Here is a 13,597-nt window from a genome sequence, read left to right on the forward strand (position 1 = left end):
AGTTCTGCTCCACGGGGCTTTTTCTTTAAGCTCAAAATTCGAGCGCTTAGTTCGGTGCGTTCACATACCGCAGGTAAGGTAGAACGGTTTTGACGGTGCCAAACTTGCTCTGAGCATCTTCTGTGGTGACGGCTGGTGGTACGATGACATCTTCACCAACGGTCCAGTCAGCAGGTGTTGCAACGCCTTTGGTGGACATCTGAAGCCCATCCAAAGCGCGAAGGATTTCTGCGAAGTTGCGACCAACGGTCATCGGATAGGTCATCATCAGCTTGACCTGTTTGTCTGGCCCGATGATGAAAACAGAGCGTACAGTGGCTGAATCTGCAGGTGTACGGCCATCGGGTAGAACGTATTCTGCAGGCAGCATGTCGAAGGCCTTTGCCATCTCAAGCCCTGCATCCGCCACGATCGCAAAATCAGGCTTGCTGCCACCAACGGCCTCAATGTCGACTTTCCACTTCTTGTGGTCCTCAACACCGTCAACAGAAACCCCGAGAACCTTGGTGTTACGTTTGGCCCATTCGTCACCCAATTGAGCTACTGCACCAAACTCAGTGGTACAAACCGGAGTGAAATCCTTGGGATGAGAGAAAATGATTGCCCAGCTGTCACCGACCCAATCGTGCAGATTGATCTCTCCATGATCAGTAGGAACGGTCAAATTAGGGATCGTATCGTTTATGCGCAAAACCATGACTTGTCCTCTTCTGATATGGCATCAGGACTGAGATAAGACTGCAATATGCCTTTTTTCGGCCCGCCATTATCTTCCTTCAGATTAGTTTTCCGCGAAACAATAGAGGCAAACTACAAGGACAGGCCATCATTGAGTTTTGGCAGAAGACCAACTGATTTGACAACTTGCGGATGAAAATCTAAGGCAGTCTATGGCTTGCAAAGGCATTGGATCGGCTAAACCAATGAAATCGCCGCTTAACAGGAGATGAGAATGATCACGCCAGTGGTGAAAATGATCAAAGTAAACTGCAGCCCGGAAAAGGCATTTGAGGTTTTCACTGGTGACTTTAGCAAATGGTGGCCGACACAAACCCATTCAGTCACAGCAATGAGCGGTGGAGAACTGCCGGATGTTTTCTGCGAGCAGAAAGAAGGCGGTAAGCTCTATGAAATTGCCCGAGATGGTACACGTCATGACTGGGGCACCATCAAGCTCTTTCAACCATCTAAAGCACTCTCAATCCTATGGCACATCAACAATCCTGAGAGTATGGCGACCTGTGTTGACATAACTTTTGAGAAGGATGGTGAAGGGACAAAAGTGGTCTTGAGCCACCATGACTGGGAGAAGCTCGGCGAAATCGGCTCGACAATGCGTGAGAGCTACAACAACGGCTGGGTAAGTGTGTTCGAGCATCACTTCAAAGACGCGTGCGATGCAAGCGCTGAGTAGCATGTAAAACCTCGCTGTCAGCTCCAGCGAGGTTTCTTACTAGTGACTATCCCCGCCAGCTCAACAATGCTTTTTCAGCTTTCCCGATCAACCAGCTCACGCAGAGCCCCAGAACGGAAAGCATAGCCACACCGACGATCAGCTGGTCGGTCGCAAACAAAGATCCTGCCATCAGCACATAGGCACCAATGCCGTACTCGGCACCGATCATTTCTGCTGCTACCAACAGGATGATGGCGATGCTGGCTGAAATGCGCGCGCCCGAAAGGATCGCGGGCAAGGCTCCCGGCAAGATGATCTTTCTGACAATAGAAAGCCAGCTCATCCCGAAAGACTGCCCCATACGGATCAACCCACGCTCCACATTATCAACGCCGCCATAGGTCGCGATAACAGTGGGGAAGAAGGTGCCAAACAAGATCGTTGCGACCTTAGAGCCCTCGCCAATGCCGAACCAGATGATGAAGAGCGGCAGTAAGGCGATCTTCGGAATAGGAAAGAAAGCTGATGTAAGAGGCAGTAAGCTGGCTCGTGCCAGTGAAAACAACCCAATCAGCAAGCCGACCAGAATGCCGAGCGCTGTTCCGATGCTCCACCCAAAGACCAGACGGTAAAGGCTGGTGCTCACATGCTTCCAAAGCAGGCCCGAGTTATAGAGGTCCATAAACGCCTGAAAGGCTTCAGAAGGTGCTGGCAACACAAGATTACTGATCAAACCAGTGCGGGAACCAAACTCCCAGAACAGCACCAGTGCAAGAAACACGAAGGGCGCAACAAAGCGGATGGGACGTGGCTTGAAACCACCTCCGCGAAACGGAACTTTTCTGCGATTGATCTGATCAGACATCAGCAAGCTCCCTGTCTGCTGCCAGAGCTTCTTCGCGCATCATGTGCCAGAGTTGCTGCTGAACATCTTCCAGCTCTGCTGCCCGTTCTCGCCGTTGTTCTAGTGGCATGTCAATCTGAACCACCTCCCGCACCTTTCCGGGGCGGCGCGAGAGTATGATCACCTTGTGTCCGAGACGCACAGCTTCAGCTAGATTGTGTGTCACATAACAAGCTGAGAACTTCTCCCGTGCCCACAAATCTACCAGATCATCCATCAGCAACTCTCGTGTCTGACTATCCAGAGCTGACAGTGGCTCGTCCATCAGCAAAAATGCCGGGCGTACGGCAAGGGCTCGTGCAATGGCCACACGCTGCTTCATCCCGCCAGAGAGTTGACGAGGAAGGGCATCATGAAACTCAGAAAGGTTGGTGCGTGCAAGCACATCTGCGATGATAGCTTCACGCTCTTTCTTAGGTAGCTTGTGATCCTCAAGCACAAGAGAGATGTTCCCAGCAACGGAACGCCAGGGCAGTAATGCGAAGTCCTGGAATATGTAGGTGAGAGGATTGAGGGAACCCTCAGGCACTTGCCCGGCAATGTAGGCAGCGCCTTGGCTCGGTTCTTCAAGCCCACCCATCAAACGCAGTAAGGTCGATTTACCACAGCCCGAAGGACCAATGATCACGGCAATCTCACCGGGCTCAAAAGTCAGATTGATGTCTTGGAGCACCTCAACAGAACCGTAGGAGTGCCTAAGATTTTCGATGGAAATTTGCATGTAATCCAACCGGATTATGGGGAAGGGGTATTGCCCGATAACGGCCAATACCCGTGTTGGATTAGAAGGTTTCGACGAACTTTGCGTCAACCAGCTTGTCGAGTGTTACGCCAGCTGGCACGAGCTTTTCACTCTTGAACCAGTTGAGCTGATCTTCAACACTCGCCATGTTCAGGGCAGCACCTTCATTCAGACGCATTGCGCCGTTGCGAATGGAAGGTGCAGCTTTCTCATAGGGGCGATCTGCATAAACGTACTTGTGAATAAGTTTCACCATGTCCTCTGCAGCAGCATCACCTGCGGATTTATCAACCAGAGCCGCATTGAAATCTGCCGCGCCCTTGGAGTAAGCGCCAAGGAAGGTTTTAACCAGCTCAGGATTGTTACTGGTGTTTTTCGTGGAGGTGAAAACTGTGGTCACCTGGTAGTTCGGCACATAGTCAGACACCTTACCGATCACTTCCACCTGAGGAGACTTTGCCAAGCCTTTGGCAATGTGCGGAACGATGGACCATGCATCGATCTGACCGCTCTTTAGCGCACCAATCACAGCCCCAACCTTCTGTAGAGGGCGGATTTTGATGTCTTTGCGGTCAAATCCTTCCTTGTCAGCAATCTTGTGCGCCATGTAGTGGAAGGAAGAACCGGCAGTGGTCACACCAAAGCTTTTGCCCTTCAGGCCTGCAGGTGTTTTCAGGCCAGCATCATACGCAGCTTTGGAAGCAAGGATCATCTGGCCATCAATGCCATCTTCTTCCTGCAGCGCCCCACCAATCACCTTCACAGCACCCTTGTCTGCAAGGCTGATAAGACCACCGGAAATCGCGGTAAGACCAAAATCAACGTCGCCAGATGCAATCGCAAGCGCCATTGGCTGCGCGGCCTGGAAGAACTTGAATTCTACGTCTAGACCAGCGTCTTTGAAGTAACCTCTTTCAAACGCAACAAAATTTGCGGCATGAGAAGTAAAGCGCAGGGCGCCAACGGTGATTTTCTCTTCTGCTGATGCTGTGGTCGCAAACGTTCCGGTCAGAACTGCTGCGCCCATCAAAACGCCGCTTAAAATACCGCGTACTTTCATCTCTATCCTCTTAAGTGAACGGTGAGAGCAAACTCTCGTCAATCAAAGCGTTTCCCGAAAAGTGGCAATCTGTTTTCGGGAAGTAACACGCAGGAATAAATCAAATGCAGTTGCCCGATCTTTACAAAAGACAACCGCGTCAACTAGTTCAATCGTGCATAGATTAATCATATAACGCAACCCGGCACACCTGAGACTTGCAATATTCTCAATCTGAATAGGTTCGCTCTCGCTAGTCTGCGCATTTATATGCCGCAAATTCGAGAAGACTTAGCCAAAGATGCTTCTAGGTTTCTTTCCGATAAATCATCTGCACAAAACTCTAGAAAAAAGGCCGGAAGTGATTGCTCATCTCCGGCCTCATAACGAGTCCAATTGATGAACTCAGTTTGATCTGTAATCAGCTTCAGCCCTTTGTAAGAAGCTTGGTCATCACATTCTCGATGATCTGATGGCCGCCATCCTGATCCAGCGACATAATGGATTCCGGGTGGAACTGAACGGCACCAATTGGCTCGCTCTTATGCTCTATCGCCATAATCACACCGTCTTTGGTCTCTGAGGTCACCTCAAAACACTCCGGCAGCTCATCACGCTTAGCAAACAGTGAGTGGTAACGGCCAACCGTCACAGGAGAACTTAGGCCATCAAACAGCACGGAGTTGTGCGTGAAGGAGATAAGAGATGGCTTTCCATGGACCGGCACATCAAGTTGATCAAGCTCACCACCAAATGCTTCTGTCAGCGCTTGCAGGCCAAGACAAACACCAAAGATTGGCAGCTTACGAGCACGTGCCCGTTCAATGGTTGCCGTGCAATCAAAGTCCTTTGGTGAGCCCGGACCAGGGGAGAGAACCACCAGATCTGGATTAACCCGATCAAACACCTCATCCAGCACCGGGCTACGATAGGTCACAACCTCAGCGCCAGTCTGACGGAAGTAGTTCGCAAGCGTATGAACGAAGCTGTCTTCATGATCCACGAGCAGGACCTTCTTGCCCTTACCAGGCTTGGCTTTGACCACTTCCTCTTCAGATTTCAAGGCGAGACCAGCTTCACGAACCGCAGCAATCATTGCGGATGCCTTCAGCTCGGTCTCGGCCTCTTCATCCTCAGGAATGCTATCATAGAGAAGTGTTGCACCTGCGCGGATCTGAGCGACACCCTCTTTAATGCGAACAGTGCGCAAGGTCAGGCCGGTGTTCATATCACCGTTAAACAGCACAGCACCAATGGCGCCGCCATACCATGCGCGCGGGCTCTTCTCATGATCTTCGATAAACTGCATAGCCCATCGCTTGGGCGCACCAGTCACAGTCACAGCCCATGTGTGGGAAAGGAAGGCATCCAGCGCATCCTTGCCGTCAAGCAGAGTACCTTCAATGTGGTCCACCGTATGGATCAGACGGGAGTACATCTCAATCTGACGACGCCCGATGACACGAACGGACTCAGGCACACAGATACGGCTCTTATCGTTGCGATCCACGTCTGAGCACATGGTCAGCTCTGCTTCATCCTTGGTGGAGTTCAGCAGTTTACGGATCTGCGCTTCATCCTCAATCGCGTTCTTGCCACGGCGGATGGTGCCGGAAATCGGACAGGTCTCAACACGGCGACCACCAGTTACACGCACATACATCTCGGGTGATGCACCAACGAGGTATTCAGCACTACCTAAGTTGATGAAGAACGAGTACGGAGATGGATTGATCTGCTGCAAACGTCGGGAAACAGCCGATGGCGGATTGGTACACGGCTCGTAGAAAACCTGACCCGGAACCGTTTCGAACAAATCTCCGCGCTTGAAGTAATCAACGGCAGAACGCACCAGATCAGCGTACTCACCCGGCTCATGATCACCACGGCCCGGTGTTTCAGTCGCTGGCTTATACGGAGTTTCTTCGCCATCACGCGGCAGACCATCTGTGGTCTTGGCGTTGAACTCAAAATCGTATTCCAGCACGTGAGCTTTGCGGCCATAGTGGTCAACGATCAGGATTTCATCCGGGAGAAACAGCACCATATCCCGCTGGTCATCAGGACGCTGCAGTTTCTGGTTTATCGGCTCAAACTGGAACGTCAGATCATAGCCGAACGCACCATAAAGGCCGAGCTGATCATCATCACAAGAAAACAGATCAACCAGCGTACGAACAACTGAAAAGGTCGACGGCTGACGGGAACGCTCTTCCTCAGAAAATGCGCGGTCCGGTGTCTTCACAGTCAGATCGATACGGTAATCATCGGCAGAAAACTCTGCGATATCTTCATGGCCTTCCAGAGCACCTGTAACAGCTGGCATAAGCACACAGCCACGCTCGTTCAGGGCCTGAATGGTGATCTTGCGGTCATTGGATTCGATCAGCAGCGGTGGATTGGCCAGAGCCATATCCCAGCGCGTGTAGCGGCCCGGATATTCGTAGGAAGAGGAGAGAACAGCACCGCGCTGCCGATCCAGTCTGTCCATCCATTCGCTTGTACCAGCGGAATAATCAGCATTGCGGCTTTTGCGGCGGATGATAACGCCGCCTTTGCTCTTATAAGTCCGTTCTGCCGTGATCGGCATGGTCAATCCTCCGGGTCGTGCACACCAGTTTCCGATGTTTGCGAGGCGGTAGATACAACAAAGCCGCCTGCAGGGAATGCGGCGGCTTGGAAATTACAGGTCTTCAAGACATGCGTGATCAGCCACCGTCACCGGCGCCACCACCACAGCATGTTTTGAGCTTGCATAGTCATCATGCGATTTTCATAACCTAAGGAGCGAATAGGTGCAACTCCTGAAACAAAATTGCACCCACCAATAAGCGAAAGACTACTTCACCCCTTCGTGAAGTAGCCTCGTTTAATCGCTACGCACAAGCGTGTTTGATTAGGCGATCGAGGAAGGCGTCGCACTTGTCGAGTTCGGATTTTTTGATGAACTCGTCTGGTTTATGCGCCTGTTCGATGTTGCCTGGGCCGCAAACGACGGTAGGAATATCAAGAATGTTCTGGATCAGACCAGCTTCGGTTCCATAAGCAACTTTGGCATGGTCGTTACGGCCTGCCAGTTTCTTCGCTAGAACGGTAACGTCTGCTTCCACTTCAGTGTCCAATCCTGGAATCTCAGAAAATGGAACGAACTCGATGTTGGCCTCAGGATAAACTTTGCGCATTTCAGGCAGAAGCTCTTCAAATGCATAGCGCTCAACTTCGTCCATACAGGTCTTGGTGCTTTCAGAAGGCAGCATGCGGAACTCAAAGATCACTTCACAATGCTCAGGCACAATGTTGAGAGCAGTGCCGCCTTTGATCACACCAGTGTGGGCGGTAGAGAAGGGCAGGTCATAAAGCGCATCGCTTGGACCAGCAGCCAACTTGCGAGCCATCTCTTCCAGTTTTGTCACCAGACGGGCACCGTAGTGCACTGCATTCACGCCGTGCGGGGCGAGGGAAGAGTGACAGGACAGACCAGTAAATACTGCGCGATATGAAGATTTGGATTTGTGCGCGACAACCACCTGCATTTCAGTTGGCTCACCAACAAAGCAAGCCTCAGCCTTGAAGTCATCACCGGCCAGTTTATGCAAAATAGGCTGAACACCAATACATCCAACTTCTTCATCATAAGAGAACATCAGATGGAATGGCTTCTTCAGAGGTGCTTTTAGCATTTCCGGCACTTTAGCCAGAGAGCAGGCAACAAAGCCCTTCATGTCACAGGAGCCACGGCCATAAAGCAAACCGTCCTGCTCACGAAGGGTGAATGGGTCGGTAGTCCAGTCCTGACCTGCGACCGGCACAACGTCTGTATGGCCTGAAAGAACATAACCATCTGGCCCATCACCACCAATCGTCGCAAACAAGCTCGCCTTCTCACCAGTCTCGTCTGGCAGAGTGAAGGAAGAGACCCCCAGATCAGTCAGATACTCTTCGATCCACTTAATCAGGGGGAGATTTGTTTTTGCGCTGACCGTGTCAAAGCTAACCAGCTTTGCAAGGACTTCTTGGCTTGTCATTGTCATGGAAATTTCTTTCGGGAAATCAGAATCGTGAAAACCGACTATAGAAAGAGAAATCCATTAGGAAAAGTACGTTTACGAGCTTTCGTTGATCTGCCCTTGCGTTGTTTCGCCTTTACCCCACAGCCAAGCGGCTCCGCGAACACCAGAACTGTCACCGTGTTTGGCCTTGCGGATATCGAAATCATACCCGTCGGAGAAAATGTAAGGACGCATTGCAGCTGGAAGATCCTTGTAGATCTCATCTACATTGGACATACCGCCAGCCAGCACAAAGCAATCTGGATCCAGTATGTTAGCAGCCATCGCCAGGGCGCGGCCCAAACGGCTCACATAACGCTGATAAGTACCCATGGCAGCTTCATCACCAGAGCGCATGAGCTCAATGATCTCGAGACCTTTTAAAGCCTTGCCTGTCGCGTTTTCATAATCCCATTGAAAGCCTGTGCCAGAGCAAAGCAGGTCGATCGTACCGTGGTGTCCGGTCCAGTTCAGCGGTCCCGGAAACTCCCCTTCCTGCATCCATGGAACAGTCACGTTGCCCCATTCGCCGCCAATACCGTTGGCCCCTTTATGTGGGCGGCCATTGATGGCAATGCCAGATCCGCAGCCGGTGCCGATGATCACGCCATGGACAACACCGCAACCAGCACCAGCACCATCAATGGCTTCGGAAACAGCCATGCAGTTGGCATCGTTCTGAATGCGGACTTCACGACCAAGAGCTTCACACAGATCTTTGTCGAGCGGCTTTCCATTCATCCATGTGGAGTTGGCGTTTTTGACCAGCCCTGTGCTTGGAGAGATGGAGCCTGGAATGCCGATGCCGACAGTGCCGGTCTCTCCGGTAGCTGCTTCGACATCTGCAACAAGTCCGACAACAGCCTCTACACAGCCTTGGTAATCATTCTTGGGTGTTGGAACACGCTTGCGAAACAGTTCTTCACCTTCGTTAGAAAGTGCCAGCGCTTCAATTTTGGTGCCACCCCAGTCAAGTCCAATTCGCATGTTCCAATCATTCCCCCGTTACATGCATATGAGGCCATGGCCTCTGCATTTATTGTTGTTCTCTGATTTAGTCGCGTCGCTGGGGCATTTCAAATGCGCCCGCGTCATCCCCATCCAGAGCATCCAGTTGTTTGCCGTAGCTCTTAAATTTTCGCAGTATCTCTTTCATCTCGGTTGGAGAAAGAGGCGCAGGTTCTCCTAGAACCAGCGCAGAAAGATATTGATCAGCCAATGCTTCCACTTCACCTGCAAGCCCAAATGCCTTGTTCAGTGATGGGCCATAAGCGATCTGTCCGTGATGGGCCAGCAAACAGGCTCGGCGATCTTCCAAAGCTACAATCATAGCGTCTGAGAGTGCTTTCGTGCCAAAGGTAGCGTAGTCCGCGCACTTGATTTCATCTCCACCCGCCACAGCGACCATATAATGAAACGCCGGGATGCCTCGGTTGTGGGTTGAAAGTGCAGTCGCACGCGGTGAATGGCTATGCACCACCGCCTCCGCAGCTTCATAAGTACGGTAGATATCCAAATGCATGCGCCATTCGGAAGAAGGCAGAAAGTCTCCGTAATAACCGCCTTCCAGATCCATAAAGACGATCTTCTCTATCTCCAGATCCTCATAGGGAACACCTGAAGGGGTAATCAGCATGCCATTGTTGCAGCGTGCACTGACATTGCCAGAGGTGCCATGTGTCAGACCAGTGCTTTGTAAAGCACGCGCCGTCTCAATGATTTCTCGGCGAAGCTGGTTTTCAGCTGTTGTCATAACACCTCTCCAGTGTGCTGCGGCCAAAACGTGAGCAAGGCTAGTGGCAACGGTTCATCTCAGGCAATAGCGCTCAATGCGTATCTTTGCTCTCTTCTTCTCTACGCCTGCGCAAAGCCTCATTGAGGTCAGGGGCAGCAGAAACAAGGATACGTGTATACGGATGCTTTGGGTTGGAGAAGACCTCTCCAGTTGGTCCTTCCTCAACGATCCGGCCGGCATTCATCACAATTACGCGGTCCGTAATCGCCTGCACGACGGAAAGATCGTGCGAGATGAACAGATACGCCATCCCGAGACGGTCACGAAGATCAGCAAACAGATCGAGGATCTGTGCGCGGATTGAAACATCCAACGCAGAGACTGGCTCATCAGCCACAATAAGGCTTGGATTGGTCACCAACGCCCGCGCGATAGCAATACGCTGGCGCTGTCCGCCTGAAAACTCATGTGGATACTTGTTTGCATCAGCGGATGTAAGCCCAACGCTCTCCAACACTTCGTGGACCCGTTTCCGGCGCTGCGTTCGAGACAGCTCCTTACGCATCAAGTGCAATGGCTCGCCCACCGTACGTTCAACGGTATGGCGTGGATCAAAGCTGCCATATGGATCCTGAAAGACTGCTTGAATACCAAGCTGAAGATCTTGTCGGTCCTTGCGAGAAACAGAGTAGGGGTCTTGTCCCAGAAACTGAATGTGTCCGCCATCAGGTGGCGTCAGGCCCAAGATGGTACGAGCTAATGTGGACTTGCCGCAGCCACTCTCGCCCACCAGCCCCATGCTCTGACGCGGAGCCACATGGAAGGACACATGTTGGACAGCACGGTGCCATTGCCGACGAGTGAAGAAGCTCGCGCGCGGAAGCGGATACTCGCGCAGCACATTGCTCACCTTTAAGAGCGGCTGTGTTACTTCATCAACCGGCTCTTGTCTTGGAACCGGCACGTGGTTAGAGGCCTCAAACAGCTTCTTGGAGTACGGATGGGAGAGATTGTCGAACAGCTCGCAGGTTGGGCCACGTTCAACAATCACACCATCCTTCATGATCGCTACATTGTCCGCCATATCCGCAACAACAGCCAGATCATGTGAGATGAGCAGCATTGCCATCTGCTCTTTCTTCACGATGTCCTTCAGCAATGTCAGGATCTGTGCCTGAACGGTCACGTCCAGTGCAGTTGTCGGCTCATCGGCGATAAGAACTTTTGGCTTACAAGCAATCGCGATTGCAATGACCACACGCTGGCGCTGACCACCGGAGAGCTGATGCGGGAAGCGATCAATCAATCCGTACTCGAGGCCAAGACCAACACGTTCCAGAACGTCAATGGTCTGTTCCATCGCTTCTTTGCGGGAAAGACCAAGGTGCCAGCGCAACCCTTCTGACACCTGTTCACCAATAGTGCGTGTTGGATTGAGGGCTGTCAGCGGCTCCTGAAACACCATTGAGATGTCTTTGCCACGAATGTGGGTCATCTCAGTATCGGTCGCGCGCGTGAGGTTCTTACCCTCAAACATCAGCTCACCGATCTGATTGGCACCTTCTGGCAGTAACTGCATAGCCGACAGCGCACTCATGGATTTGCCAGAACCGCTTTCTCCCACAAGGCCAAGAATTTTACCCTGCTCAAGTGAGAAGCTCACATTGCGCAGGATCGCCTTATCACCAATGGAAACACAAAGGTCCGTCGCGGAAAAGACAGAGGTCATGCCACTCTCCTCCGCATTTTGGGATCAAGTAGATCACGCAGGCCGTCACCCAACAGGTTGAAGCCAAGTACAGAAAAGATAATTGCAAAGCCCGGATAAAGTGCCAGTTGTGGTGCAAACGCGACCATGGTCTGCGCCTCATAGAGCATACGACCCCAACTCGCCATCGGCGGCTGTGTGCCCAGACCAAGATAAGAAAGTCCAGCTTCCGACAAAATCGCGAGCGACAGCTGAATGGTCGCCTGCACAATCAGCAGATTAGCGATATTCGGAATAACGTGCTCCAGCGTGATCAAAAAGGAGTTCTTGCCGGAAAGCCGGGCGGCAAGCAAAAACTCACGGCCTGAAAGGGATAGAGCACCACCTCTGGCCACACGTGCAAACACCGGAATATTGAAGATGCCAATTGCGATCACAGCGTTGATTGTACCTGGTCCAAAAATGGAGGTGATTAGTACGGCGGAAAGCAGGGAAGGGAACGCAAAGATCAGGTCATTGGTGCGCATAACCAGTTCTTCCAACAAACCTTTGCGTGCGGCTGCAAGCAGTCCTAACGGCACCCCAATCAGCATGCCAATACCAACGGCAATCAACGCCACAATGATGGAGGTACGCGCGCCCACCATCAGCATCGAAAAGATATCGCGGCCATATTGATCCGTTCCGAACCAGAACTCAGAGCTCATTGGCTTCAAGCGATTGGCGATGTTCAGAACATCGATCGCATAAGGCGTCCAGAAGATGGAGAGCACGCCAGCTATCAATATAACGATGGCAAGGAAGGCACCAATCAGGAAGGAGCGGCTATGCAGGGCCTTCCTCCAGATGGAGGTTTCATCATAGGTAGCAAGCGACGGGTAGCTTGGAAGTTCCTGATTCATACTCGTCGCCTCAATCTTGGATCAATGGCTGCATAGGCGATGTCGACGAGAAACGTCACAAAAATGGTAAGAGCAACAAGCAGCATCACACTGCTTTTCACAACAATGAGATCACGCTGAGTGATGCCTTGGAAAATCAGACGTCCAAGTCCCGGTAGATAGAACAAGTTCTCAATGATGACAGTACCTGCAATCAGGAAAGAGAATTGAAGGCCGAGAATGGTCAGTACCGGAATAAGAGCATTTCGCACACCATGGCGCCAAAGCGTTGCTTTGTTGGAAAGGCCTTTAGCGCGTGCGGTGCGGATATAATCCTCATGGAGCACATCCAGCAAAGCAGAACGCATCACACGAGCCAGAATGCTGGCCTGCGGCAAGGCCAAAGCCACAACAGGCAGGATCAGCGCTTGTAATGAGCCAAAGAAGCTCACCTCCCAACCGGGGAAGCCGCCCGATGGCAACACACGAAGCACAATCGCGAATACGTAAACTAAAAGAATAGCGATCCAGAAGTTCGGGATCGCAATACCAATCTGCGCTACAGACATGATGCCCGTATCAATGACCTTGCCATGATACCGGGCTGAATAAACGCCGATTGGGATTGCGATGATGGTAGAGAGGATCAGAGCACCGGTGGCCAGCGGAAGGCTAATCTGAATGCGCTCACCGATGAGTTCTGCAACTGGAACGGAGTATGTATAGCTGATCCCGAAATCTCCCTGCAGCATGCCAAGCACCCAATTGATATAGCGGGTGGTGACAGGTGCGTTCAGACCCAGTTCGGCACGCAGCGCTGCCAGCGTGTCGGGCTGTGCGTTCAGCCCAAGCATCACTTCTGCCGGATCACCGGGAATAACCTCAAGCACAACGAAGATTACGAGGCTTGCGGCCAATAGAGTTGTCAGTAAGCCTATGAGGCGAAGGAACGCGAACCAGAGCATTCGACAAATCCGCAAAACCAATCAAACTTGCGTCGCACAAGCAAATTGTACAATGAGAGAAAAGGGTTACCCCTAGAGTAACTATCGGTTTGAAATCGCTTAAACCAATTGGTCTGGAATAGCAATTGAGAAGGGCTGCGATTACGGTTGCAACCGCAGCCCTGTGCAAATATCTACG

12 protein-coding genes are annotated in these 13,597 nt (G+C 51.8%); 1 reads left to right on the forward strand and 11 read right to left on the reverse strand.

Annotated elements, in window-relative coordinates; translation table 11 throughout:
- Positions 1 to 46 precede the first annotated feature (46 nt).
- A complete protein-coding gene (locus tag PSE_RS12240; protein WP_041768400.1) occupies positions 47 to 697 on the reverse strand; it encodes a peroxiredoxin in 651 nt (216 codons plus the stop codon).
- A gap of 255 nt (positions 698 to 952) precedes the next feature.
- Between PSE_RS12240 and PSE_RS12245 the strand changes: the two genes are divergently transcribed.
- A complete protein-coding gene (locus tag PSE_RS12245) occupies positions 953 to 1,414 on the forward strand; it encodes an SRPBCC family protein (RefSeq protein WP_014285157.1) in 462 nt (153 codons plus the stop codon).
- 46 nt (positions 1,415 to 1,460) lie between these two features.
- On the opposite strand, the gene PSE_RS12250 is transcribed toward PSE_RS12245, so the two are convergent.
- From PSE_RS12250 to PSE_RS12295, 10 genes are all read right to left on the reverse strand, one after another.
- The gene (locus PSE_RS12250; RefSeq protein ID WP_014285158.1) at positions 1,461 to 2,261 is read right to left on the reverse strand and encodes an ABC transporter permease; all 801 of its coding nucleotides are present in this window, start codon (positions 2,259 to 2,261) and stop codon (positions 1,461 to 1,463) included.
- Positions 2,254 to 3,021, reverse strand: a complete 768-nt coding sequence (locus PSE_RS12255) for an ABC transporter ATP-binding protein (protein WP_014285159.1) — start codon at positions 3,019 to 3,021, stop codon at positions 2,254 to 2,256. The genes PSE_RS12250 and PSE_RS12255 overlap by 8 nt, the downstream gene beginning before the upstream one ends.
- 61 nt (positions 3,022 to 3,082) lie before the next feature.
- Complete coding sequence (locus PSE_RS12260) at positions 3,083 to 4,102, reverse strand: ABC transporter substrate-binding protein (RefSeq protein ID WP_014285160.1); 1,020 nt, start codon at positions 4,100 to 4,102, stop codon at positions 3,083 to 3,085.
- Between the two features lie 406 nt (positions 4,103 to 4,508).
- Positions 4,509 to 6,671 carry an anthranilate synthase gene (locus PSE_RS12265; protein ID WP_014285161.1) on the reverse strand — a complete coding sequence of 721 codons (2,163 nt, stop codon included), beginning with the start codon at positions 6,669 to 6,671 and terminating at the stop codon, positions 4,509 to 4,511.
- A 286-nt stretch (positions 6,672 to 6,957) separates the two neighbouring features.
- On the reverse strand, positions 6,958 to 8,112 hold the full coding sequence (argE, locus tag PSE_RS12270) for an acetylornithine deacetylase (protein ID WP_014285162.1): 1,155 nt from the start codon (positions 8,110 to 8,112) through the stop codon (positions 6,958 to 6,960).
- A 72-nt stretch (positions 8,113 to 8,184) separates the two neighbouring features.
- Entirely contained in the window at positions 8,185 to 9,117 is a 933-nt protein-coding gene (locus tag PSE_RS12275) for an ROK family protein (protein ID WP_014285163.1), read from the reverse strand.
- Positions 9,118 to 9,184: 67 nt separating this feature from the next.
- The gene (locus PSE_RS12280) at positions 9,185 to 9,883 is read right to left on the reverse strand and encodes a class II aldolase/adducin family protein (RefSeq protein WP_014285164.1); all 699 of its coding nucleotides are present in this window, start codon (positions 9,881 to 9,883) and stop codon (positions 9,185 to 9,187) included.
- Positions 9,884 to 9,956: 73 nt separating this feature from the next.
- Positions 9,957 to 11,594, reverse strand: a complete 1,638-nt coding sequence (locus PSE_RS12285) for an ABC transporter ATP-binding protein (protein ID WP_014285165.1) — start codon at positions 11,592 to 11,594, stop codon at positions 9,957 to 9,959.
- The gene (locus PSE_RS12290) at positions 11,591 to 12,475 is read right to left on the reverse strand and encodes an ABC transporter permease (protein ID WP_014285166.1); all 885 of its coding nucleotides are present in this window, start codon (positions 12,473 to 12,475) and stop codon (positions 11,591 to 11,593) included. Before PSE_RS12290 ends, PSE_RS12285 begins: the two co-directional genes overlap by 4 nt.
- Positions 12,472 to 13,419, reverse strand: a complete 948-nt coding sequence (locus PSE_RS12295; RefSeq protein WP_014285167.1) for an ABC transporter permease — start codon at positions 13,417 to 13,419, stop codon at positions 12,472 to 12,474. The genes PSE_RS12290 and PSE_RS12295 overlap by 4 nt, the downstream gene beginning before the upstream one ends.
- Between the last annotated feature and the right edge of the window lie 178 nt (positions 13,420 to 13,597).

The sequence above is a fragment of the Pseudovibrio sp. FO-BEG1 genome (genome assembly GCF_000236645.1).
Taxonomy (GTDB): Bacteria; Pseudomonadota; Alphaproteobacteria; order Rhizobiales; family Stappiaceae; genus Pseudovibrio.